Here is a 22,512-nt window from a genome sequence, read left to right as displayed (position 1 = left end):
CGACGTCAACGCCGTGACGCGTGTGAGGGACGACAGCCCCGCCGGAACCGTCCGGCGGGGCTGTCGCCTATCAGGATGAACCGGCCCGGCGGGTCTTCCGTACCCGCGTCGGCGCGGGTCAGGCTGCGGCCGAGTGATCCACAACGACACGGGGGTTGATCCACCATGCGTACGACCGTCCTCGCGGCCGCCCTGGCGCTGACCGCGGCATTCGCACCGACCACAGCCGCAGGCGCCGCAGCTACAGCCACAGCCACAGCCACAGCCAACGCCGCGCCGCGGCCGCAGCTCGGCGCCTGCGCGCCCGGCGAGCTGTGCCTCTGGGAGAAGCCGGACTTCACGGGGGCCCGGCACATCCATGAGCTGTCCGGGCTCGACATCGAGTCCTGCGTGGCGCTCCCTGCGGGCGCGAGTGCCCAGGCGCTCGCCAACCGCACCGGCCGGCCCGTCACCACCTACCAGTCGGCGGAGTGCGCGGAGACCGCCGAGTTCGAGACGTATCCGGGCGGCGGGACGTGGGTGCCGCAGTCCCCGTACCGGGTACGGGCGTTCAAGGTGTGGGAGAACTAGGAGCAGGAGCAGGAGCAGGAGCAGGAGCAGGAGCAGGAACAGGAACAGGAGCAGGAACAGAAGCAGGAACAGAAGCAGGAGCGGCGTTCTGTGCCGGCACCTCGGGCGCAGGCGCCGCCGCCCTGTCCGACAGCCGCGCCACCTCCGCCCGCAGCTCCCTGACCTCCGTGGTCAGGGCTTCGAGGAGCGCCGTCTGACGGCGCTCCTCGGCGTCGTCCCGCTCGAAGCGGGAGATGAACCAGGCCGCGATGTTGGCCGTCACCACACCGAGCAGGGCGATACCGGAGAGCATCAGCCCCACCGCGAGCACCCGCCCGAGACCGGTCGTCGGCGCGTGGTCCCCGTATCCGACCGTCGTCATCGTCGTGAACGACCACCACACGGCGTCGCCCAGCGTTCTGATGTTCCCGTCGGGCGCGTTCCGCTCGACGTGCAGCACCGCGAGCGAGCCGAACATCATCAGCCCGACGACCGCGCCCGCCACGTACGTCGTCAGCGTGACCTGCGGGGCCATCCGGGCGCGCCGCCCGACCAGCAGCAGGGTGGCGACCACCCGCAGCAGCCGCAGCGGCTGCACGAGCGGCAGCAGCACCGCCAGCAGATCCAGCGGATGCTTGCGCACGAACAGTCCCTTGTACGGCGCCAGCCAGAGCCGTACGAGGTAGTCGGCGGCGAAGACGCCCCAGACCGTCCACTCCACGACCGCACAGAGATCGTGCACCCAGGCGTCGGCGTCCGGTGCCACGATCGGTACGGCGTACGCGACGCCGAACGCCACGGCGAGCCCCAGCAGCGGTCCCTGGGTACGCGCCTCCCAGCGCATCTGCGCGGTTTGTTCCTTCATGGGCCGCATAGTAGGCGGCGGTACGGGACGGCCCCCGCCCGCGCCCACCGTGGGCGCGCGCGGGGGCCGTCCCCTGCGCCAGGAACTACGCGTCGCCGCCGGCCGGGCCGGGGTCCGCCGCCGCCACGTCCAGCAGCTGATAGCGGTCCACGGCCTGCTTCAGCACCGAGCGGTCCACCTTGCCGTCGCGCGCCAGCTCGGTCAGTACCGCCAGCACGATCGACTGCGCGTCGATGTGGAAGTACCGGCGGGCCGCGCCGCGCGTGTCCGCGAAGCCGAAGCCGTCCGCGCCCAGCGAGGTGTAACGGCCGGGCACCCAGCGGGAGATCTGGTCCGGCACCGACCGCATCCAGTCGGAGACGGCCACGAACGGACCCTCCGCGTCGCCGAGCTTCCGCGTCACGTACGGGACGCGCTCCTCTTCCTCCGGGTGGAGCAGATTGTGCTCCTCGGCCGCGACGGCCTCGCGCCGCAGCTCGTTCCAGGACGTCGCCGACCACACATCGGCCCGGACGTCCCACTCCTCGGCGAGGATCCGCTGGGCCTCGACGGCCCACGGCACGGCGACACCGGACGCCATGATCTGCGCCGGGATCCGGCCCGCCTCGCCCGCCCGGTAGCGGTGGATGCCCTTGAGGATGCCGTCGACATCCACGTTCTCAGGCTCGGCCGGGTGCTGGATCGGCTCGTTGTAGACGGTCAGGTAGTAGAAGACGTCCTCGCCGTGCGGGTGTTCGGCGTCCGAGCCGTACATCCGGCGCAGACCGTCCTTGACGATGTGCGCGATCTCGAAACCGAAGGCCGGGTCGTACGCGACACAGCCGGGGTTCGTCGAGGCCAGCAGCTGGGAGTGGCCGTCCGCGTGCTGCAGACCCTCACCGGTCAGGGTCGTACGGCCGGCGGTGGCACCCAGGACGAAACCGCGCGCGAGCTGATCGGCCATCTGCCAGAACTGGTCGCCGGTCCGCTGGAAACCGAACATCGAGTAGAAGACGTAGACCGGGATCAGCGGCTCGCCGTGCGTCGCGTAGGCGGAGCCGGCGGCGATCAGCGAGGCCGTGCAGCCGGCCTCGGAGATGCCGTCGTGCAGCATCTGTCCGGTCGGCGACTCCTTGTAGGCGAGCAGCAGCTCGCGGTCCACGGCCTCGTACTGCTGGCCGAGCGGGTTGTAGATCTTCGCGCTCGGGAAGAACGAGTCCATGCCGAACGTGCGGTACTCGTCCGGCGCGATCAGCACGAAGCGCCGGCCGATCTCCTTGTCCCGCATGAGGTCCTTCAGCAGCCGCACGAACGCCATCGTGGTGGCGATCGACTGGTGCCCGGAGCCCTTCTTCACGGCCGCGTACGTCTTGTCGTCCGGCAGGGCCAGCGGCTTCGACCGCACGACCCGGGTCGGGACGTACCCGCCCAGGCCCTTGCGGCGGTCGTGCATGTACTGGATCTCCTCCGAGTCGCGGCCCGGGTGGTAGTACGGCGGCGCGCCGTTCTCCAGCTGGGCGTCCGTGATCGGCAGGTGCAGCCGGTCGCGGAAGCCCTTCAGGTCGTCGACCGTCAGCTTCTTCATCTGGTGGGTCGCGTTGCGGCCCTCGAAGTTCGGGCCGAGCGTCCAGCCCTTGACGGTCTGGGCGAGGATCACGGTCGGCTGGCCCTTGTGGGCGCGGGCCGCCTCGTACGCCGCGTAGATCTTCCGGTGGTCGTGACCGCCGCGGCCCAGCATCAGGATCTGGTGGTCGGTCATGCCGTCGACCATCTGGCGCAGCCGGTGGTCGTCGCCGAAGAAGTGCTTCCGGATGTACGCGCCGGTCTCCGTGGCGTACGTCTGGAACTGGCCGTCCGGCGTCGTGTTCAGCCGGTTGACCAGCACACCGTCCCGGTCCTGCGCCAGCAGCGGGTCCCAGGTGCGGTCCCAGATCAGCTTGATGACGTTCCAGCCGGCGCCGCGGAAGATCGACTCCAGCTCCTGGATGATCTTCCCGTTGCCGCGCACCGGGCCGTCGAGCCGCTGGAGGTTGCAGTTGACCACGAAGGTCAGGTTGTCCAGGCCCTCACGGGCGGCGATGGACAGCTGGCCGAGCGACTCCGGCTCGTCCATCTCGCCGTCGCCGAGGAACGCCCACACATGGCTGCGGGAGGTGTCGGCGATGTCGCGCGCCTCCATGTAGCGGTTCATCCGCGCCTGGAAGATCGCGCCGAGGGGGCCGAGGCCCATCGACACGGTCGGGAACTCCCAGAAGTCGGGCATCAGCCGCGGGTGCGGGTACGACGACAGCCCGTTCGGGTACTTCGACTTCTCCTGGCGGAAGGCGTCGAGCTGCGTCTCGTTCAGCCGGTCCAGCAGGAACGCGCGCGCGTAGATACCGGGCGAGGCGTGGCCCTGGAAGAAGATCTGGTCGCCGCCGTCGCCCTCGTCCTTGCCCCGGAAGAAGTGGTTGAAGCCCACGTCGTAGAGGGAGGCGGAGGAGGCGAAGGTCGCGATGTGTCCGCCGACGCCGATGCCCGGCCGCTGGGCGCGGGACACCATCACCGCGGCGTTCCAGCGGGTCGCGTTCAGGATCTTGCGCTCGATGTCCTCGTTGCCGGGGAAGAACGGCTCGTCCTTGGTCGCGATGGTGTTCACGTAGTCCGTGCTGCGCATCTCGGGCACGGCCACGCGCTTCTCGCGGGCCCGCTCGATCAGTCGCAGCATGAGGTAGCGGGCCCGTTCACGGCCGCGCTCGTCGACGGCGGCGTCGAGCGAGTCGAGCCACTCCCGGGTCTCCTCCGGATCGAAGTCCGGGACCTGGCTCGGAAGGCCGCCAATGATGATCGGGTTGCGATCTGATCCGGAAGCCACGCTGTTCCTTCGCTGGTCGGTTGCTGTGTCGTCACGCCGCCACCATCGTGTACCCCCGGGGAGCAAAACGTCATCTCTACCGAACGGTAACCAAGCGCCCCCGATTGGCGAACCGTGGGTGCGGAAGCGTACAAAGGTGGCGAAGGGGTGAGCACGGCTCACCAGGGCGGACGGAAGCCCGATCCGGAGTTGGGGCGAGTCGGCCGTAAACGTCACCGTTTCGGCGGTCTCGACGGCCGGGTACTTGCGCGATCCGTCCCGCCCGTGTGGACTACGGGCCAACGCCTCGCGTACGCGCGCGGCTGAAGCATTTTCCGAAACAAGATCAGGAGGCAAGCCGTGAGCGCGACCGCGGACCACGCGGAGGAGCGGACCAACCCGGCTGCAAGGCTGGGGTTCGAGCCCGGACAGGTGGTCCAGGAGATCGGCTATGACGATGACGTCGAGCACGAGCTCCGTGAGGGCATTGAGGCCGTGATCGGCCAGGAAATCGTCGACGAGGACTACGACGACGTCGCTGACGTCGTCCTGCTGTGGTTCCGTGACGAGGACGGCGACCTTACGGATGCGCTCGTGGACGCCATCGGTCTGGTCGACGACGGCGGAGTGGTCTGGCTCATGACGCCTAAGACCGGCCGTGACGGCTACGTCGAGCCCAGTGACATCAACGAGGCCTCCCAGACGGCGGGCCTTTCGCAGACGAAGAGCGTCAACGCGGGCAAGGACTGGACCGGTAGCAGGCTGGTCACGCCCAAGGCCAAGCGCTGAGTCAGAGCAGTCCAGGGCCCCCGTCGGCAGCCGCCGGCGGGGGCCCTGTGCGTAGGCTGGGCGCCACAGACACGGCACCGGCACGGTCCCGGACGCGGCCCGGACACGGACCCGCGCCGGTCACGGCCGGTGCCGGAGCGGCGAGCGAAGGGATGCACCAGTCATGGCGATCGAGGTCGGCACCAAGGCCCCGGACTTCGAGCTGAAGGACAACCACGGGCGGACCGTGAGCCTCGCCGGGTTCCGCGGCGAGAAGAACGTGGTGCTGCTGTTCTACCCCTTCGCCTTCACCGGGGTGTGCACCGGTGAGCTCTGCGCGCTCCGCGACGAGCTGCCGAGGTTCGTCAACGACGACACCCAGCTGCTCGCCGTCTCCAACGACTCCATCCACACCCTGCGCGTCTTCGCCGAGCAGGAGGGACTGGAGTACCCGCTGCTGTCGGACTTCTGGCCGCACGGCGAGACCTCGCGCGCGTACGGCGTCTTCGACGAGGAGAAGGGCTGCGCGGTACGCGGCACGTTCATCATCGACAAGGAGGGCGTGGTGCGCTGGACCGTCGTCAACGGTCTCCCGGACGCCCGCGACCTGAACGACTACGTCAAGGCGCTCGACACCCTCTGATCGCCCTGGCCGGCACCCGCGACTGCGGGAGGACCCCGGCCGCTGTGCCGTTCCGGGGGACAAACCCCCGGACCCCCGGCTCAAAGGGTGTCTCACCCGGGAACCGGTCACTAGGATCCACACGTTGATCCGAATGCCAACGCACGACGGGGGCGCTGCCCCTGAAACCACATGGGAGGACTCGTGGGAGTCAGCCTCAGCAAGGGCGGCAACGTCTCGCTGACCAAGGCCGCCCCCAACCTGACCGCGGTCACCGTCGGTCTGGGCTGGGACGTCCGCACCACCACCGGGACCGACTTCGACCTCGACGCCAGCGCCCTGCTGACGAACGACGAGGGCAAGGTCGCACTCGACGGCAACTTCGTGTTCTTCAACAACCTGAAGAGCCCCGACGGCTCGGTCGAGCACACCGGTGACAACATCACCGGCGAGGGCGAGGGCGACGACGAGCAGATCAAGGTGAACCTCGCCGGTGTCCCGGCCGACGTTCAGAAGATCGTGTTCCCGGTGTCGATCTACGACGCCGAGAGCCGTCAGCAGTCCTTCGGCCAGGTCCGCAACGCGTTCATCCGCGTGGTGAACCAGGCCAACGGCGAGGAGCTCGCGCGCTACGACCTGAGCGAGGACGCCTCGACCGAGACCGCCATGGTCTTCGGCGAGCTGTACCGCAACGGAGCGGAGTGGAAGTTCCGCGCCATCGGCCAGGGCTACGCCTCGGGTCTGCGCGGCATCGCGCAGGACTTCGGGGTCAACGTCTGAGCCACACCCGTACGTCCCAGTCTGCTGGGGGTCCGGGGGCCGACCCCGGAGAAACGCAGCCGGCGCCGCACACCATCCGTGCGGCGCCGGACGCGCCTGTAATTCCGCACATCCAGGGGAGGACACCGACATGGGCGTCACGCTCGCCAAGGGAGGCAATGTCTCCCTCTCCAAGGCCGCACCGAACCTCACCCAGGTCCTCGTCGGGCTCGGCTGGGACGCGCGCTCCACCACCGGAGCGCCCTTCGACCTCGATGCGAGCGCACTGCTCTGCCAGTCGGGCCGGGTGCTCGGCGACGAGTGGTTCGTCTTCTACAACAATCTGACGAGCCCGGAGGGCTCGGTCACGCACACCGGCGACAACCTCACGGGTGAGGGTGACGGGGACGACGAGTCGCTGATCGTCGACCTCTCCGCGGTCCCGGCTCACTGCGACAAGATCATCTTTCCGGTCTCGATCCATGACGCCGACAATCGCGGCCAGACGTTCGGCCAGGTCAGCAACGCCTTCATCCGTGTGGTCAACCAGGCCGACGGTCAGGAGCTCGCGCGCTACGACCTGAGCGAGGACGCCTCGACCGAGACCGCGATGATCTTCGGCGAGCTGTACCGGTACGGCGGCGAATGGAAGTTCAGGGCGGTGGGCCAGGGGTACGCGTCGGGGCTCCGGGGCATCGCTCTAGACTTTGGGGTCAACGTTTCGTAAAAAGCCGCGTGCGGCGCGGGGGAGTCCCGTTCGGCGGGAGAGCTCCGTACACAACGATTGGGTAGCCAGTGGTTCTGAAAACCTTCGGCTGGTCGTTCGCAGTCACTGCGCTCGGCTTGGTCGCTGCGGTGTTCTACGGGGGATGGACGGCCTTCGGGCTCGTCGCGATCCTGTCCGTCCTGGAAGTCTCGCTCTCCTTCGACAACGCGGTGGTCAACGCCGGCGTGCTGAAGAAGATGAGCGAGTTCTGGCAGAAGATCTTCCTCACCATCGGCATCCTGATCGCCGTCTTCGGCATGCGGCTCGTGTTCCCCGTCGTGATCGTCTCGATCACCGCGCAACTCGGCCCCATCGAGGCGGTCGACCTCGCGCTGAACGACCACGCGCGTTACGAGGAACTGGTCACCGACGCCCACCCGGCGATCGCGTCGTTCGGTGGCATGTTCCTTCTGATGATCTTCCTCGACTTCATCTTCGAGGACCGTGACATCAAGTGGCTCGCCTGGCTGGAGCGGCCGCTGGCCAAGCTCGGCAAGGTCGACATGCTGGCGGCCTGCATCGCGCTGATCGTCCTGCTCATCACCGCGACGACCTTCGCCGTCCACGCCCACCAGTACGGCGGCGTGCACGCGGACAAGTCGGCGACGGTGCTGCTCGCCGGCGTCGCCGGCCTGATCACCTACATGGTCGTCGGCGGTCTCTCCGGCTACTTCGAGGACAAGCTCGAAGAGGAGGAGGAGCGGGAGCACGAGGCCGAGGAGGAGGCCAGGCGGACCGGAAAGCCGGTCTCGGCCGCCAAGCTCGTCGGCAAGGCCGCGTTCTTCATGTTCATGTACCTCGAAGTGCTGGACGCCTCGTTCTCCTTCGACGGTGTCATCGGCGCCTTCGCGGTCAGCAACGACCCGGTGGTCATCGCGCTCGGCCTCGGTATCGGCGCCATGTACGTCCGGTCCCTCACGGTCTACCTGGTCCGCCAGGGCACCCTCGACGACTACGTCTACCTGGAGCACGGCGCGCACTACGCGATCGGCGCCCTCGCCGTGATCCTGCTGATCACCATCCAGTACGAGGTCCCCGAGGTCGTCACCGGTCTCATCGGTGTGGCCCTGATCGCCTGGTCCTTCTGGTCCTCCGTTCGGCGCAACCGCCGGCTGGCGGCGGAGGAGCCGAAGGAAGAGGTACTCGCGGCAAAGGAAGTGTGACGCCGCGGGGTTTGAGGAACGCTCTGAGCGGGGCGGCCAGGAGGCAGACGGTCTCCGGGCCGCCCCGCGCGGTTACCGGGACGAGGTCGTCACCGGGACCGCGCGAGGGGTAATCGGGACCGGCTCCGGGAGGGCCGGCGCAGGCAGGGGTGGGGGACATGGCCTTCTGGGACGGTTTGTGGCGCGGCAGGGACGCGCAGTTCGACTCGGGCAGCGCCTCGACGAACTCCATCCAGCTGACCAAGCGGCGCCCGCAGGTCTCGCTCAGCAAGCAGGGCGCCGCCACCGGAAACCTCCGGGTCAATCTCTCCTGGCGGATGCGGACGTCCGACATCGAGGGCCGGTCCCGGCAGAGCGGCCGGCTGCTGCGTCATCCGTCGAAGCTCTTCCGGCCCGAGGTCGTCCAGGCGCACACCCAGGGCGTCGTCAACGTGGACCTCGACCTCGGCTGTCTCTACGAGCTGACGGACGGCAGCAAGGGCGTGGTGCAGCCGCTCGGCAGCTTCTTCGGCAGCCTCAACGAGCCGCCGTTCGTCCGGCTCAGCGGCGACGACCGGTTCGGCGCACCGTCCGGCGAGACGCTGTTCGTCAATCTCGACCACCGCGACTCGATCAAGCGGCTGCTGTTCTTCGTCTACATCTACGACCGGACGCCGGCGTTCGACCGTACGCACGCGAAGGTGACGCTCTACCCGAGCAACGGGCCGCGGGTGGAGATCGAACTGGACGAGCGCGCACCACAGGCCCGCTCCTGCGCGGTCTTCATGGTGGAGAACGTCAAGGGCGAGCTGGTCGTACGCCGCGAGGTGAAGTTCGTGTACGGCTTCCAGGCCGAGCTGGACCGGCTGTACGGCTGGGGACTGCAGTGGGGCCGCGGCTACAAGACCAAGGCCTGAGCGGCTCCCGTCCCTGCGGTCTGCCCGTCTGCCCGTCTGCCGTCTGCCGTCTGCCGTCTGTCGTCTGCTGCCTGCCACCTGCCGTCTGCTGCGGAAGGACCGCCGGCTACTGCCGGATGAACTGGGGGCCCATCGGAGGCAGCCGGAAGTTCGGGTCGGGCGCGGGAGCGGCCGCTGCGGCGGGCTGCGGATAGCCGTACCCGGTCTGCGGGTCCGTGGCGGCGGCCGCCGGCTGCGGATAGCCGTAGGCCGGCTGCGTCGCCGGGGATGCGGGCTGGGGATAGCCGTAGGCGGGCTGGGCGGTCGGCGAGGCCGGCTGCGGGTAGCCGTAGGCGGGCTGCGGCTGCGGCTGCGGCTGGGCCTGCGGCAGCGGCGCGGAGACGGTGGGCGCGGCGGGAGACGTGGCCGCTCCCTGCGCCGGGGTGCCGGACGGCTCACTGTCGTCCACCGAGATGCCGAAGGCCGTGGCCAGGCCGATCAGCCCCGTCGGATAGCCCTGCCCCACCGCGCGGAACTTCCAGCCGTCGCCGCGCCGGTACAGCTCGCCGCAGATGACCGCGGTCTCCTCGCCCGTCTCCGCGCGGACGTCGAACGAGGCGAGCGGCTCACCGTCCGTCGTCGCGGCGTCGTAGATCATGATCCGCAGGTCACGCACGCCGGAGAAGGTGCCGCCGTCGCAGGACGCCGCGAGCACCACCTGGTCGACCGACGCGTCGAGCGAGCCGACGTCCGCCTGGACCGTGTCCGTGAACCCCTCGCCGGTGTGCTTCTTGGGCAGCAGCCGTACCAGTCCGGACGGGTGCCGGGGCTGGTTGTAGAAGACGAAGTCCTCGTCGGAGCGCACACGGCCGTCGGTGCCCAGCAGCAGGGCGGACGCGTCCACGTCAGGCACCCCGGCGCCGGGGGACCAGCGCAGAACGGCCCGGACCGCGGTCGCTCCGAGCGGAACGTTGGAGCCCTTCAGCATCGCGTGCGTCATGCCCGTCATCCTGCCTTCCCGCGCCCCCTGCGGACAACGCGGGGTCGACCGGGCATGTCCCGGGTCGGCACAGGGCAGTCTGAGTCGGGGACGAAGTGCACGAGTTACCTGGATTTCATACACCTGGGGAACTCTTGACACCTGTTCCTACGTACTATTACCGGCCACCTCAACCACGGGCCGCAGAGGCAGTACGGGGGATTCAGATGCGACATTTCGGGCATATCCCGGCCACTGCCCGGAAGGAACTGTTCCATCAGGAGCCGGCGGAATTCGACGCCGGCTCTCCTGCGAGCGCGCTCTCCGTCGCCCTCGGCGCCACGCTCTACAGCCCCGCGACCCGGCCGCGTCTCGCGGACGACGTGATCAAGCAGGCCGCGCGCGGAGTCGTCTCCATGGTGCTCTGCCTTGAGGATTCCATCGACGACGCCGAGGTCTCCGGCGCCGAGGAGAACCTGGTCCGTCAGTTCGCCGAGCTCGACGCCGCCCGGGGCGAGGTGCCGCTGCTGTTCGTCCGCGTGCGGGAACCGGGCCAGATCGAGGACCTCGTCCGGCGCCTCGGCGACACGAGCCGGCTGCTGTCCGGATTCGTACTCCCCAAGTTCACCGAGGAGCGCGGTGGCGCCTTCCTGGCGGCCGTGGCCGCGGCGGAGGCGGCGAGCGGCCGGGCACTGTATGCGATGCCGGTGCTCGAATCGCCCGAGCTGCTCCACCTGGAGACCCGGCGCGAGACGCTGAGCGGCATCGCCCGCACGGTCGGCACCCACCGTGACCGGATCCTGGCGCTCCGTCTCGGTGTCACGGACTTCTGCTCGGCCTACGGACTGCGCCGCTCGCCCGACATGACGGCGTACGACGTCCAGATCGTGGCTCATGTGATCGCGGACGTCGTCAATGTCCTCGGCCGCTCCGACGGCACCGGATTCACCATCACCGGCCCGGTCTGGGAGTATTTCAGGCACCAGGAGCGCATCTTCAAGCCGCAGCTGCGCCGCAGCCCCTTCCTGGAGGTACGGGCCGAGAAGCTGCGTACGACACTGATCGAGCACGACCTCGACGGACTGCTGCGGGAGATCGAGCTCGACCGTGCCAACGGACTGCTCGGCAAGACCTGCATCCACCCCTCCCATGTGCTGCCCGTCCACGCACTGTCGGTCGTCAGTCACGAGGAGTTCAGCGACGCGCAGGACATCCTTCGCCCGGAGCGGGGAGGAGGAGGCGTGATGCGTTCGGCGTACACGAACAAGATGAACGAAGTGAAGCCGCACCGCGCCTGGGCGGAGCGCACCATGCAGCGCGCCGAGGCGTTCGGGGTCGCCCGCGAGGACGTCGGCTTCGTGGAGCTGCTGACCGCGGGTCTGGCAGGCTGATGACGGAGGAATACGAAGCAGTGGAGTGGTCGGGCAGCTGGGTCTCCCAGCGACTGGGCGTGGAGCTCGTCGGCGACGACGGGCTGAAAGAGCTGCTGGGCCTGGCCCTGCGGCGCAACCCGAAGCGGGCGCATCTGCTGGTGTCCCACGTCCTCGGCAAGCACGTGCCGCAGAAACCTTCCGTCGTGTACGGCCACGGCTTCGCGCTCGGCGAGCGGGTGCGGGAGCTGCTGGGGACCGAGGAGGCGGCGCGCGCCGTCGTCCTCGGCTACGCGGAGACCGCGACCGGCCTCGGCCACTCGGTCGCCGACGGCCTGGGCCTCGCGCCGTACCTGCACTCCACGCGCCGTCCCGTCGACGGCGTCGACCCCGCCGGCGGCTTCGAGGAGTCCCACTCCCACGCCACCTCCCACCTGCTGCTCCCCGAGGACCCGAAGCTGCTGGCCGGCGAGGGCCCGCTGGTGCTCGTGGACGACGAGTTCTCCACCGGGAACACCGTCCTGAACACCATCCGCGACCTCCACGAGCGCCACCCCCGCAAGCGGTACGTGGTCGTCGCCCTGGTCGACATGCGCTCGCCGGCCGATCTGGGCCGCCTGGAGGTCTTCGCCCGGGAGATCGACGCCCGGATCGATCTGGTGGCGACGGCGGGCGGAACGGTCCGGCTCCCGGACGGAGTCCTGGAGAAGGGCCAGGCCCTGGTGGCCCACCACGAGACCACGCCCTCGGGGACCGAGTCCCCTGAGACCGCTTCCTCGCGTGTCACCGACGCGGGCGCTGCGGGCGACGCGGGCCCTGCGGGCGACGAGGGCGACGAGGCGCGGGGCGGGAGCGTCGTGCGCGTCGAGCTCGACTGGCCCGCGGGCGTCCCCGACGGCGGACGGCACGGCTTCACCCCGGCGCACCGCGTCGAGCTGGAGGCGGCCCTGCCCCGTATGGCGCGACGCCTCGCCGAGGCCCTCGGGACCCCGGAGGGGAGGGCCACGCCGCAGCGAGTGCTCGTGCTCGGCTGCGAGGAGCTGATGTACGCGCCGTTGCGGCTCGCCCTCGAGCTGGAGCGGGCCACGACCGCGCACGAGGTCGAGGTGCGCTACTCGACGACGACACGCTCACCCGTGCTCGCCGTGGACGACCCCGGCTACGCGATACGGAACCGGCTCGTCTTCCCGGCCCATGACGATCCGGCCGACGGCCCCGGCGACCGGTACGCGTACAACGTCACCGGCAGCGGCTTCGACGCGGTCGTGGCCGTCGTGGACTCGACGGCGGACACCCCCTCGCTGCACGCTCCGGACGGCCTGCTCGCGCAGCTCGCCGCACACGTCCCGCACGTCGTGCTCGCGGTCCTCCCCAGTCACGTCCCCGGAAGGGAACCCATGCACGTCCCCGGAAGGGAATCCATGCTGCCCGAGCCGCTCCGCGGACCCGACTTCTCCTCGTACGCGCCCGAAGAGGTCGGCTGGCTGCTCCAGGACCTCTCGGACGTCGAACTCGAAGCACCCACCGAGGAGCGCGAGGAGGCGATACAGAGCGGTGGCGCGCACTACGCCGAGTCCCTGCCCGTCGAGTACCAGCCCAGCGAGCAGTACCAGGAGCTGTTCCACGCCGCGCTCGACACCTCGGCCGCCCGCATCGCCCGTGCCGTGGGCGCCGTCACCGACACGGTCCTCGCCGAACTCCCCCTGCGCCGTGGCCGGCGCGCAGCGGACCCGCAGCCGCGCCCCGTCCTGGTCTCGCTGGCCCGCGCCGGCACCCCCGTCGGCGTACTCATGCGCCGCTGGGCCCAGCACCGCCACGGCCTTGACCTGCCGCACTACGCCGTCTCGATCGTCCGCGGCCGCGGCATCGACGCCAACGCGCTGCGCTGGCTCGCCGCCCACCACGACCCCGCCGACGTGGTGTTCGTCGACGGCTGGACGGGCAAGGGCGCCATCACCCGCGAACTGGCGGACGCGGTCGCGGAGTTCGACGGCTTCGACCCCGAGATCGCGGTCCTCGCCGACCCGGGCGGCTGTGTCCGTACGTACGGCACCCGCGAGGACTTCCTCATCCCCTCCGCCTGCCTCAACTCCACCGTCTCCGGGCTGATCTCACGCACCGTCCTGCGCACCGACCTGGTCGGCCCGTCCGACTTCCACGGCGCGAAGTTCTACCGCGAGCTGGCCGGAGCCGACGTCTCCGGCCACTTCCTCGACACCGTCGCGGCCCGCTTCGACGACGTCGCCGACGCCGTCGACGCCGACGTGAAGGAGCTGCTGTCGGCGGACCGGGCACCCACCTGGGTCGGCTGGGCCGCCGTGGAGCGGATCAGCGAGGAGTACGGCATCCACGACGTCAATCTGGTCAAGCCCGGTGTCGGCGAGACCACCCGGGTCCTGCTGCGCCGCGTCCCCTGGAAGATCCTCGCCAAGCGCGGCGCGGGCGCCGACCTCGACCACGTACGGCTGCTGGCCGCGCAGCGCGGCGTCCCCGTCGAGGAGGTCGACGACCTGCCGTACAGCTGCGTCGGCCTGATCCACCCCCGGTTCACCCGCGGGGCGACCGGCGCCGACGGCAAGGCGGTGGCCACGCCGTGACCTCGACCCCCCTCTCCCTGATCGCCAGCGATCTCGACCGGACGCTCATCTATTCGGCCGCCGCCCTGCAACTGCCGATGCCCGACGCGCAGGCGCCCCGGCTGCTGTGCGTCGAGGTGTACGAGCGCAAGCCCCTGTCGTACATGACGGAGACCGCCGCCGCGCTGCTCGCCGGCCTGGCCCGATCGGCCGTCTTCGTGCCGACCACGACCCGCACCCGCGAGCAGTACGGCAGGATCCATCTGCCGGGTCCCGCCCCGCGGTTCGCCATCTGCGCCAACGGCGGGCATCTGCTGGTCGACGGCGAGTCCGACCGCGACTGGCAGCGCGTGGTCGCGGCCCGGCTCGCCGACGAGTGCGCCTCGCTCGCCGAGGTCCGCGCGCATCTGCTCGCGGCGGCCGACCCGGCGTGGCTGCTCAAGGAGCGGGTCGCCGAGGACCTCTTCGCCTATCTCGTCGTGGAGCGTTCGCTGCTGCCCGACGGCTGGACGCGGGAGCTGGCGGAGTGGGCGGGGACCAAGGGCTGGACGGTCTCCCTGCAGGGCCGCAAGATCTACGCCGTCCCGAAGCCGCTCACCAAGAGCGCGGCGGTCCACGAGCTCGTCCGGCGCACCGGTGCCGAGCGCGTCCTCGCGGCGGGCGACTCGCTCCTGGACGCCGATCTGCTGCTGACCGCGGACCACGCCTGGCGTCCCGGGCACGGCGAACTCGCCGACACGGACTGGTCGCCGCCGCATGTCACCGCGCTCGCCGAGCGCGGCGTCGAAGCGGGCGAGGAGATCCTGCGCCGGTTCACCGAGACGGTGACGGAAGCCTCCGCGGCGCCCGCCGGCCCGGTGCGCGCGACCGTACCGGCACCGGGAGGCACGGAGGCGCCGGTCGCGCTGTAGGGGCCGCGTCGCCCGGGCGGCCAGGTCCGGTCGACAACGTCCGTCGGGTACTGGACCCAGCCGCGCCGCGCGGTTGTGGACCTAGCCCCAATGCCAGTGACTTAACGAGCCACTCGAAGCTCTGACGTGCGGAAACATCGCCCACGGGGCCTCCGCCGGGCGCCAAAGTCACTGGTATTGGACCTAGCCCCGCCGCGCTCCCCGCCCCGGACGCAGCAGCCGTAGCGTCACGAACAGCACGATCGCGGCCAGGGCGGACGCCAGCACGACCTTCGCGTAGGCGTCGACGTACCCCGTCACCTCGGACCAGTTGTCGCCGAGGGCGTACCCGGCGAGGACGAACGCCGTGTTCCACAGGCCGCTGCCCAGCGTGGTCAGTCCCAGGAACACCGGCAGCGGCATGCGCTCGATCCCCGCCGGTACGGAGATCAGGCTGCGGAAGACGGGGATCATCCGGCCGAAGAACACCGCCTTCGTGCCGTGGCGTGCGAACCACGCCTCCGTGCGTTCGATGTCCGTCGCCTTCACCAGCGGCAGGCGTGCCGCGATCGCGACCGTACGGTCCCGGCCGAGCAGCGCCCCGACCCCGTACAGCGCGAGCGCGCCCACCACCGAACCGAGCGTGGTCCACAGCACCGCGTCGAGCAGGTCCATCCGTCCGGTCGCGGCGGCGAAGCCGGCCAGCGGCAGGATCACCTCGCTCGGCAGCGGCGGGAAGAGGTTCTCCAGGGCGACGGCGATCCCCGCGCCAGGCGCCCCGAGGGTGTCCATGAGGCTGTTGATCCAGCCCGGTGCGCTGCTCTCAGCGCTGCTCACATCCATGGCCGCCACGCTAGGAACCCGCAGCTGAAGGCACCCTGAAGACGGCCGCACAGCTCGCTGAGGGCAGCCGGACGGCAATCCTGCGGTTTACCGCAGTGTGCGCGGGAGGGACGGCCCGTTAGCGTGGCCGATCATGAAGGACATAGCCGTACGAGGGGTGTGGTACGCGGCCGGGCTCGCCCTCGGGACCGTCACCGCCGTGGCCGAGCTGTTCTTCGCCCTGTTCGCGGGCCTGGCGCTGCTTCCCGTGCTCGCCTGGCCGCGCGGTCGGCGCGCGGTGCTGCGGCCGGTGGGCGCGGTGGCGGGCCGGTTGACGGAGCTGGAGCGGCGACGACTGCGCCGCTTCCTCGCCGTGACGCTCGCGGCGGCGCCCGAGGACGGCCGCGGCACCCGCTACCTCCTCGCGCGCTGGCCGCTGGGCCTGCTCGGCGGAGTCGTGCTCGGCTGCGCCCTCACCGGCGTTGCCTACGGCAGCTTCATCCTGTGGGGGTGGCTGGTCACTCCCATCAACTACCTCGGCCTCGTGGCGCTGAGCAGCCTCGCCGGCTTACTGCTGCTCTTCCTCGCCGCCCAGGGCGTCTTCGGGGTGGCGCTCCTCGAAGGCCATCTGGCCCGGCACTTCCTGGGGCCGAGCCATCAGGGCGAGCTGGAGCGGAGGATCGTCCAACTGGCCACCACCCGGGCCGAGGTCATGGCCGCGGTCGACGACGAACGCCGCCGTATCGAACGCGACCTGCACGACGGCGTGCAGCAGCGGCTCGTCGCCCTCGGCATGCTGCTCGGCCGCGCCCGCCGCAGCCGCGACCCCGAACGCGCGGACCGACTGCTGCTCCAGGCCCATGACGAGAGCCGCCGGGCCCTCGCCGAACTCCGCGACGTGGCCTGGCGCATCCACCCGACCGTCCTCGACGAGGCGGGGCTGCGGGCCGCGCTGGAGACGGTCGCCGAACGCACACCGCTGCCGCTCGCACTGGACTACACGGTGGCCGGCACGGCGCCGCTGGCGCGGACGGTGCAGAACGTCGCCTACTTCGTCGTCTCCGAGGCCGTCACCAATGTCGTGAAGCACTCGGGAGCCACCCGGATCGGCGTCAGCCTCACCCGGGACCGTGCGGCGGGCCCGCTGCGACTGCGCGTCGAGGACGACGGCCGCGGCGGCGCGGACCCGTCAGGCGGCGGCCTCACGGGGCTGGCGAGCCGGGTCGCCGCCCTCGACGGCCGGTTCGCGGTGCACAGCCCGCCGGGCGGCCCCACCGTCGTCACCGCGGAGCTGCCATGCGCGTGATGCTCGCCGAGGACTCGACCCTGCTGCGGGAGGGGCTCGTACGGCTGCTCGCCGAGGAGGGCCACGACGTACTGGCGGCGGTCGGCGACGCGGACCTGCTCCTGGTGGCCGTCGTCGCCGAGCGCCCGGACGTGGTGGTCGCCGACGTACGGATGCCGCCCACGCACACCGACGAGGGACTCCGGGCCGCCCTGGAGATCCGGCGCCGCTGGCCGGAGGTGGGGGTGCTGGTGCTGTCGCAGTACATCGAGCGGCGGTACGCGACCGAGCTGCTGACCGCGGACCCCTCGGCGCACTCGGGAGGTGTCGGCTATCTGCTGAAGGACCGGGTGGCCCAGGTCGACGAGTTCCTCGACGCGCTCGAACGGGTGGGCGACGGGCAGGCCGCCTTCGACCCCGAGGTCGTACGCCGGCTCCTGGTGCGCAGCACCCACACGGACCCGCTGGCGCGGCTGACCGGGCGGGAGGGAGAGGTGCTCGCCGAGATGGCTCAGGGGCACACGAACGCGGCGATCGCGGCGCGCCTGCACGTGTCGCAGAGCGCGGTGGAGAAACACATCAACGCGATCTTCGACAAGCTGGGGCTGACGGGGGAGTCGGCGGCGGGCTACAGCCGCCGGGTGCTGGCGGTGCTGCGGTACCTGGAGACGTAGCGGTGGTGGTGGCCGTGCCCGGCGGTGGCGGTGGCGGGACGTGGCCGGCGGGCCAGGGCAGGCCAGGGCGGCGGGGCAGGGCGGGCCAGGTCCTGGGGCCGGGGTTCATGGCCCTGGGGGTCTTTGGCCCCCAGGGCCATGGGGGCTCGGGGGCCGCTCAGCCGCAGCAGCCACCGCCGCAGCAACCGCCACCTCCGCCGCCGGAGGCCGACGCGGGGGCGGGGCCCGTGCTCGTACCGCCCACGGCCACGGCGGACAGCAGCTTCACCGTGTCGTCGTGCCCGGCGGGGCAGGTGGCCGGGGCGGAGGACTCGGCCATGGGCCGGCTCAGCTCGAAGGTGTCGTCGCAGGAGCGGCAGCGGTACTCGTAACGGGGCATGCGCCCAGATTAGCCGTGGCTCAGCCGTGGCCGTCAGATCCGGCTCCGGGCATCAGCTCCGGCCATCGGCTCCGGCCGCCAGCCGCGGCTGTCAGCTCCGGTCGTCCGAGATGGCCCCGCGCGCCTGCGCCGCGTGTGCCTCACGCGCCCGCTGCTCCTGCGCGGCCTCGTCCGGGTGGCGGGCCTTCCAGTACGGATTGTCGTGGGGCAGCGTGCTGCTCACCCGTCCGTACATCCCGAACCACATCAGCATGATCCCGACGACGAAGCTGAAGAGGACGTTCTGGATGCGGAAGTTGAGGAAGTTCGCGCCGCTGTCGAGCATCCCGAGGTTGATGAAGCCGCTGAGGATGAAGAGGATGCCGAGGACCATGTTGAGGGTGGAGGCGAAGTTTCCGCCGATGACCATCCCCACGAACAGCAGCAGTCCGATGCAGATGGACAGCACGCTCAGCGTGCCGTTGGTGTTGAGGCCCCCGACGCTGTTGTTGCCGGTGTCGAAGAAGCCGATGTTGTTCGTCAGACCGAGGATCCCGAAGGCCAGCAGCACCAGCCCCATGATCCCGGCGCCGTAGCGGTAGACCTGGCTGAGGCGGTGATCGACAGGCAGATGCTCGTCCAGGGGGACGTGCAGGCCGCCGCCGGGCTGCTGCGAGGGCTGTGCGGGCTGCGACGCGTTCGTGGATGCCATAACGGCCTCCTTCGGGCGGTGCGTACCTCCATGCCTCCATACAGCATCCGCCCGCACCGACGCCCCGACAAATGGGGCGGCGTCCTGCTCCTGGGGCCGGTGGTGCTCTCCTGGCGCTCGGTCCGCTCTCAGTCGGCTCTCGGTCGGCTCTCGGTCCGCTCAAGCTCCGGCGCCGCGCTCGCTGCGGATCTGGTCCACGACGCGGGCCACGGCCTGCCGCACGCCTTCGGTCTCCGTCAGGAAGTGCCAGTAGTCGGGGTGGCGGCCCTCGAGACCGGCGATCGCCCGGTCGAGCCGGGCCACGGAGTCGTCCAGGGGCCGGGCGTGACGCGGGTCCGGGGTGTTGCGGCCCGCCATGGCCAGGCGCTGGGCGTCGCGGATCGCGAAACGGGTCCGCTGGATCTCCTGCTCCGGATCCTTGGCGACGGCATCCAGTCGGCGCAGCCGCTCTCCGGCGGCCGACACGGCCTCGTCCGTGCTGTTCAGCAGGGCCCGGACCGTGCCGAGGAGGGCGGTCGCGTCCGGCCAGCGCTGCTCGTCGCGCGCCTTGCCCGCCTCCTTGAGCTTCTCCTCGGCGCGCCGGACGTTGTCGGCGGCCTGGGCGGGAACGGGCTGCAGATCCTGCCAGCAGGCCACGGTGAAGCGGCGCCGCAGCTCACTGAGGATGGGCTGCACGCCGTCCGCGCGGGTGGTGAGGGCCTGGGCGCGGGTGCGCAGCGACACCAGCCGTTTGTCGATCTCGGCCGCGCGCTCCGGGAGCCGCTCGGCCTCGGCCCGTACGGCCTCGGCATCGCGCACCACGCGGTCCGCGCGCTGCAGGGTCTCGGGCACGCCGTGCCGGCCGGCGCCTTCGTTGAGCCTGGTCAGCTCGGGTGCGAGAGCGGCGAGCCGGGCGGCGAGGTCGTCCGCCCGCATTCCGCCGGCCCGTGCCGCATCCAGGGCGTTGCTCGCGGCGAGCAGCGCCTGCCGTGCCCGCTCCACCGCAGGCGCGAGCCGGGCCAGCTGGGTCTCCGCCGTGTCGAGCAGCGGCCCGAGCCCCTGGGCGAACCGGTCGAGCTCACCCTTGACCCGGACCAGCTCGTCCTTCGCCTTCGTCAGCTGCGTACGCGCCTGGGCGGCCACCGAGGGATCGAGATCATCGCGGTCGAGATCGTGCGCGTCGACGGCCGTGATGTACGTATGGCTGACCTCGTCGATCCGCCGCCCGAGCGCGGCGAAGTCCTCGACCACTCGGCGCGCTCCCGGTGAGCTGTCCACCGCCGTGATCGTCTCGATCGAGATGCGCAGATCGCGCTGCGCCGTGTCCAGCTCGTAGAAGGCTGCGGCCGCCGCGTCCTTCGCGGCCTGCGCATCGGCCCGCTGACTCTCGCCCCGGCCCCCGAACCAGCGCCGCGTACCTCCGGCGGCGAAGGCGGCCGGCAGCGCGGCGGCGATCAACGGCAAGGGCAACAACACCAGGGCAACGACATCCCGCACGACACCCGCTCTCGCCTTCGCTCCTGCGTCCGGCCGCGCGTGTGTCGCCGTCACATCCCTCTCCCGTGCCGTGTCCGCCCTGCCCGGTTCATTCTCCCACTGGGTAAGGACGAACACACGGGCCTGTCAGTTCGCGATTCCTGCGACGATCTCACCACGTTCCCGTCGGGCCCCAGAGGGACGGCCCCCTCGCTCCCCTCCTCGTTCCCCGCGGGCCGCCCCACGGGTCTCCTTCGCAAGGTCTCCCACGCGACTGACCACGGGGTTGATCACGGGGTTGGCCCCTGCGCCCACCGGGATCTGGTTTGCGGCACCCACCGGTGCGCCATGTACGCTGTTGCCTCATTCACGGGTGCGTAGCTCAGGGGTAGAGCGCTGCTCTTACAAAGCAGATGTCGGCGGTTCGAAACCGTCCGCGCCCACCAGCGAAGAAGGCCCCGACCGAACCGGTCGGGGCCTTCTGCATGCCACGTGCGGACTCCAGTAGCTGCTTCGTCCGACCGACGTGGCGCGTCGAGGCGTGTAGGAACTGGCGCTGCGCCAGGGCGAGAGCGGCGCTGGCGGCGCGTGAGGAGAAACCTTCTCTACGGGTTCAAGGCGGCTCGCTCCGCTCTGATGAGGATCTCTGAAGAGGGCTCTGACCGCAGTTCCGTGAAGCCTCGGTTTGCCCAGCCTTGGTCACAGCAGAAGCCCGGTTCGGATCACCAATACACCTATCCGAGCCCTCTCCCGACGTCCCGCGAGCGGGAGACGCGCGATGGGGGTATGCCATTTCGCGCAAGGTGATCTCGGGATCCATGAGGAGAGCAACTATGTACGCAGTAGTTCGGCGCTACGAAGGGGTGACCGACCCTGCCGAGGCGGGACGCCGAGTGAACGAGGGATTCGTGCCTATCCTGCGCCAAGTCTCCGGATTCGTGGCTTACTACTGGGTCGACGCCGGGGATGGAGTGATGGTCTCTACCGGCGTCTTCGAAGACCAAGCCGGGGCCGAGGAGTCGACCAGGAGGGCGGCGGAATTCGTCCGGGCCAACCTCGCCTCGCTGCTCCCCAACCCTCCCCAGGCCGCGGCCGGCCAGGTTGTGGCTGCTGGGTAGGGACCTGCGGAGTGGCGCTGGATCCCACGTACCCCCAATCCAATGACCTGGCCTTTCACGAAACTCCGGCCAGAACCCTGAAGAGGGCCAGTGCTGCTCTTCACTCCCCAGGCGGTTGTCGCAGGCAACGGAGACGGGCTGCCTGCCCACGGCGGTCCGAAACAGCGCAGCCTTAGGGTTCTGGCATGCCCTTCTCTGATGCTCCGAAGCAATCCACGTTTGGGGGCGTGTTCTCGTCGCTGTCGCGACAGCGCACACGACGGCGGCGGCTTGCCACGACTACCGGGGCCGGTCTCGTCGTGATCGCCGGCGGCATGTGGCTTCTGTTGGGCACCGGGCCCAAACCCGGCGACCACGCGCCCATGGTCATATGCGCCCTCGACCGCACAATCCTGCGCGCCGACATAGACGCGGACGGTCAACTGGACGAGATCCACGACCAAGACCGCGACGGCACCAGCTCAGTGGTCTTCCAGAGAGACGATCAGCGAACCACGGTCAGCGTCGGCGATGCCCGCGGGTTGTGGCAGAAGCTGCGAGGCGTACCGCAGGAGGACATGGAGACACGGGGAACCTTCGGCGACTTCGATGGCGACGGTTACCTTGATCTGGCCCTCTTCTACAGTCAGCGCAATAAGGGTGACGCTTCGCGGGAAAACATGGTGGTGCATGAGGTGCGCTACGGGCCTCTCGCCCGCGATCTGAGCAGTGACCGGACCGGCACCATCCGTATGAGGAAATCGACGTTCGTGTACGGAGTGCGGGCCACCGACAGCGATCACGATGGCCGCGCCGAGCTCCAAGTCTTCCAGTCGAGCGGGGATGGCACCGTGTCCCGCTACATCGGTCGGCAGGACGGCGGCGGGGTCTCTGTGAGCCATGAGCGGACCGACTTCTACGGGGTGGCGGACTGGCCCGACCTCAAGCTCGGCTGGCTCGACTTCGGCGCCTGTGCAGGCCGGTAGTGCTCCGGTGTGACTCCCCGTATGGGGAGCTTCAGCGAGCAAGTCTGTGCCACTCCTGAGCAAACCGGGCGAGGAATTTCAGAGAGCCTCATCCGCTCGCCGCGCGGCTAGAGCCGAGGGACACCTGTG

At 70.3% G+C, this 22,512-nt stretch carries 20 protein-coding genes and 1 tRNA gene; 14 read left to right on the top strand and 7 right to left on the bottom strand.

The window, feature by feature from the left end; all coding sequences use genetic code 11:
• Window positions 1–165: 165 nt before the first annotated feature.
• The gene (locus OG766_RS10725; RefSeq protein ID WP_328725154.1) at window positions 166–570 is read left to right on the top strand and encodes a peptidase inhibitor family I36 protein; all 405 of its coding nucleotides are present in this window, start codon (window positions 166–168) and stop codon (window positions 568–570) included.
• On the opposite strand, the gene OG766_RS10720 is transcribed toward OG766_RS10725, so the two are convergent.
• Window positions 551–1,423 (bottom strand): potassium channel family protein, encoded by an 873-nt coding sequence (locus OG766_RS10720; protein ID WP_443045473.1) that lies wholly within the window; start codon window positions 1,421–1,423, stop codon window positions 551–553. The genes OG766_RS10725 and OG766_RS10720 overlap by 20 nt on opposite strands.
• Window positions 1,424–1,499: 76 nt before the next feature.
• On the bottom strand, window positions 1,500–4,247 hold the full coding sequence (gene aceE, locus OG766_RS10715) for a pyruvate dehydrogenase (acetyl-transferring), homodimeric type (protein WP_266374426.1): 2,748 nt from the start codon (window positions 4,245–4,247) through the stop codon (window positions 1,500–1,502).
• Window positions 4,248–4,586: 339 nt separating this feature from the next.
• Between aceE and OG766_RS10710 the strand changes: the two genes are divergently transcribed.
• The 6 genes from OG766_RS10710 (at window position 4,587) to OG766_RS10685 (ending at window position 9,200) form a co-directional block, all read left to right on the top strand.
• Window positions 4,587–5,015, top strand: a complete 429-nt coding sequence (locus tag OG766_RS10710; protein WP_266374427.1) for a DUF3052 domain-containing protein — start codon at window positions 4,587–4,589, stop codon at window positions 5,013–5,015.
• Between the two features lie 163 nt (window positions 5,016–5,178).
• Complete coding sequence (locus OG766_RS10705) at window positions 5,179–5,637, top strand: peroxiredoxin (protein WP_266374428.1); 459 nt, start codon at window positions 5,179–5,181, stop codon at window positions 5,635–5,637.
• Window positions 5,638–5,820: 183 nt separating this feature from the next.
• Window positions 5,821–6,396 carry a TerD family protein gene (locus OG766_RS10700; protein WP_266374429.1) on the top strand — a complete coding sequence of 192 codons (576 nt, stop codon included), beginning with the start codon at window positions 5,821–5,823 and terminating at the stop codon, window positions 6,394–6,396.
• Window positions 6,397–6,526: 130 nt separating this feature from the next.
• The gene (locus OG766_RS10695; RefSeq protein ID WP_266374430.1) at window positions 6,527–7,102 is read left to right on the top strand and encodes a TerD family protein; all 576 of its coding nucleotides are present in this window, start codon (window positions 6,527–6,529) and stop codon (window positions 7,100–7,102) included.
• 68 nt (window positions 7,103–7,170) lie between these two features.
• The gene (locus OG766_RS10690) at window positions 7,171–8,304 is read left to right on the top strand and encodes a DUF475 domain-containing protein (protein ID WP_266374432.1); all 1,134 of its coding nucleotides are present in this window, start codon (window positions 7,171–7,173) and stop codon (window positions 8,302–8,304) included.
• Between the two features lie 158 nt (window positions 8,305–8,462).
• Window positions 8,463–9,200: a TerD family protein gene (locus OG766_RS10685; protein WP_266374434.1), complete on the top strand. Its 738-nt coding sequence runs from the start codon at window positions 8,463–8,465 to the stop codon at window positions 9,198–9,200.
• A gap of 106 nt (window positions 9,201–9,306) precedes the next feature.
• On the opposite strand, the gene OG766_RS10680 is transcribed toward OG766_RS10685, so the two are convergent.
• Window positions 9,307–10,179, bottom strand: coding sequence for a TerD family protein (locus OG766_RS10680; RefSeq protein ID WP_266374435.1), 873 nt, complete (start codon window positions 10,177–10,179; stop codon window positions 9,307–9,309).
• Between the two features lie 206 nt (window positions 10,180–10,385).
• Here OG766_RS10680 and OG766_RS10675 point away from each other — a divergent pair, with 206 nt between their 5' ends.
• The 3 genes from OG766_RS10675 to OG766_RS10665 all read left to right on the top strand — a co-directional run bounded on the left by OG766_RS10675 (window position 10,386) and on the right by OG766_RS10665 (window position 15,015).
• Window positions 10,386–11,549 carry an HpcH/HpaI aldolase/citrate lyase family protein gene (locus tag OG766_RS10675; RefSeq protein WP_266374437.1) on the top strand — a complete coding sequence of 388 codons (1,164 nt, stop codon included), beginning with the start codon at window positions 10,386–10,388 and terminating at the stop codon, window positions 11,547–11,549.
• Window positions 11,549–14,125, top strand: coding sequence for a phosphoribosyltransferase (locus OG766_RS10670; RefSeq protein ID WP_328725152.1), 2,577 nt, complete (start codon window positions 11,549–11,551; stop codon window positions 14,123–14,125). The genes OG766_RS10675 and OG766_RS10670 overlap by 1 nt, the downstream gene beginning before the upstream one ends.
• A gap of 77 nt (window positions 14,126–14,202) precedes the next feature.
• On the top strand, window positions 14,203–15,015 hold the full coding sequence (locus tag OG766_RS10665; protein ID WP_423247173.1) for an HAD family hydrolase: 813 nt from the start codon (window positions 14,203–14,205) through the stop codon (window positions 15,013–15,015).
• Window positions 15,016–15,198: 183 nt separating this feature from the next.
• Here the strand turns inward: OG766_RS10665 and OG766_RS10660 are convergent, their stop codons facing one another.
• The gene (locus tag OG766_RS10660; protein ID WP_328725150.1) at window positions 15,199–15,837 is read right to left on the bottom strand and encodes a DedA family protein; all 639 of its coding nucleotides are present in this window, start codon (window positions 15,835–15,837) and stop codon (window positions 15,199–15,201) included.
• Between the two features lie 133 nt (window positions 15,838–15,970).
• Here OG766_RS10660 and OG766_RS10655 point away from each other — a divergent pair, with 133 nt between their 5' ends.
• Both OG766_RS10655 and OG766_RS10650 read left to right on the top strand, forming a co-directional pair.
• Complete coding sequence (locus tag OG766_RS10655; RefSeq protein ID WP_328725149.1) at window positions 15,971–17,122, top strand: sensor histidine kinase; 1,152 nt, start codon at window positions 15,971–15,973, stop codon at window positions 17,120–17,122.
• Entirely contained in the window at window positions 17,113–17,775 is a 663-nt protein-coding gene (locus tag OG766_RS10650; protein WP_266374444.1) for a response regulator transcription factor, read from the top strand. Before OG766_RS10655 ends, OG766_RS10650 begins: the two co-directional genes overlap by 10 nt.
• Window positions 17,776–17,932: 157 nt before the next feature.
• Here the strand turns inward: OG766_RS10650 and OG766_RS10645 are convergent, their stop codons facing one another.
• From OG766_RS10645 to OG766_RS10635, 3 genes are all read right to left on the bottom strand, one after another.
• Entirely contained in the window at window positions 17,933–18,154 is a 222-nt protein-coding gene (locus OG766_RS10645) for an FmdB family zinc ribbon protein (protein WP_328725148.1), read from the bottom strand.
• Window positions 18,155–18,245: 91 nt separating this feature from the next.
• On the bottom strand, window positions 18,246–18,845 hold the full coding sequence (locus OG766_RS10640; protein ID WP_266374446.1) for a DUF4383 domain-containing protein: 600 nt from the start codon (window positions 18,843–18,845) through the stop codon (window positions 18,246–18,248).
• A 159-nt stretch (window positions 18,846–19,004) separates the two neighbouring features.
• Complete coding sequence (locus OG766_RS10635) at window positions 19,005–20,375, bottom strand: hypothetical protein (RefSeq protein WP_328725146.1); 1,371 nt, start codon at window positions 20,373–20,375, stop codon at window positions 19,005–19,007.
• A gap of 296 nt (window positions 20,376–20,671) precedes the next feature.
• Here OG766_RS10635 and OG766_RS10630 point away from each other — a divergent pair.
• Both OG766_RS10630 and OG766_RS10625 read left to right on the top strand, forming a co-directional pair.
• Window positions 20,672–20,746 (top strand) — tRNA-Val (locus tag OG766_RS10630).
• 899 nt (window positions 20,747–21,645) lie between these two features.
• Window positions 21,646–22,383 carry a hypothetical protein gene (locus OG766_RS10625; protein WP_328725145.1) on the top strand — a complete coding sequence of 246 codons (738 nt, stop codon included), beginning with the start codon at window positions 21,646–21,648 and terminating at the stop codon, window positions 22,381–22,383.
• The last annotated feature ends 129 nt before the right edge of the window (window positions 22,384–22,512 follow it).

Source organism: Streptomyces sp. NBC_00259, assembly GCF_036181745.1.
GTDB lineage: Bacteria > Actinomycetota > Actinomycetes > Streptomycetales > Streptomycetaceae > Streptomyces > Streptomyces pratisoli.
Note: the sequence above shows the minus strand (reverse complement) of the source record. Positions and strands in the feature narration are given on the sequence as shown.

Coding starts and splice junctions, on each gene's coding strand:
- OG766_RS10725 (WP_328725154.1), top strand. CDS start 166: ATGCGTACGACCGTCCTCGCGGCCGCCCTGGCGCTGACCGCGGCATTC.
- OG766_RS10720 (WP_443045473.1), bottom strand. CDS start 1,423: ATGCGGCCCATGAAGGAACAAACCGCGCAGATGCGCTGGGAGGCGCGT.
- OG766_RS10705 (WP_266374428.1), top strand. CDS start 5,179: ATGGCGATCGAGGTCGGCACCAAGGCCCCGGACTTCGAGCTGAAGGAC.
- OG766_RS10695 (WP_266374430.1), top strand. CDS start 6,527: ATGGGCGTCACGCTCGCCAAGGGAGGCAATGTCTCCCTCTCCAAGGCC.
- OG766_RS10685 (WP_266374434.1), top strand. CDS start 8,463: ATGGCCTTCTGGGACGGTTTGTGGCGCGGCAGGGACGCGCAGTTCGAC.
- OG766_RS10680 (WP_266374435.1), bottom strand. CDS start 10,179: ATGACGCACGCGATGCTGAAGGGCTCCAACGTTCCGCTCGGAGCGACC.
- OG766_RS10675 (WP_266374437.1), top strand. CDS start 10,386: ATGCGACATTTCGGGCATATCCCGGCCACTGCCCGGAAGGAACTGTTC.
- OG766_RS10670 (WP_328725152.1), top strand. CDS start 11,549: ATGACGGAGGAATACGAAGCAGTGGAGTGGTCGGGCAGCTGGGTCTCC.
- OG766_RS10665 (WP_423247173.1), top strand. CDS start 14,203: ATGCCCGACGCGCAGGCGCCCCGGCTGCTGTGCGTCGAGGTGTACGAG.
- OG766_RS10660 (WP_328725150.1), bottom strand. CDS start 15,837: ATGGATGTGAGCAGCGCTGAGAGCAGCGCACCGGGCTGGATCAACAGC.
- OG766_RS10655 (WP_328725149.1), top strand. CDS start 15,971: ATGAAGGACATAGCCGTACGAGGGGTGTGGTACGCGGCCGGGCTCGCC.
- OG766_RS10650 (WP_266374444.1), top strand. CDS start 17,113: ATGCGCGTGATGCTCGCCGAGGACTCGACCCTGCTGCGGGAGGGGCTC.
- OG766_RS10645 (WP_328725148.1), bottom strand. CDS start 18,154: ATGCCCCGTTACGAGTACCGCTGCCGCTCCTGCGACGACACCTTCGAG.
- OG766_RS10640 (WP_266374446.1), bottom strand. CDS start 18,845: ATGGCATCCACGAACGCGTCGCAGCCCGCACAGCCCTCGCAGCAGCCC.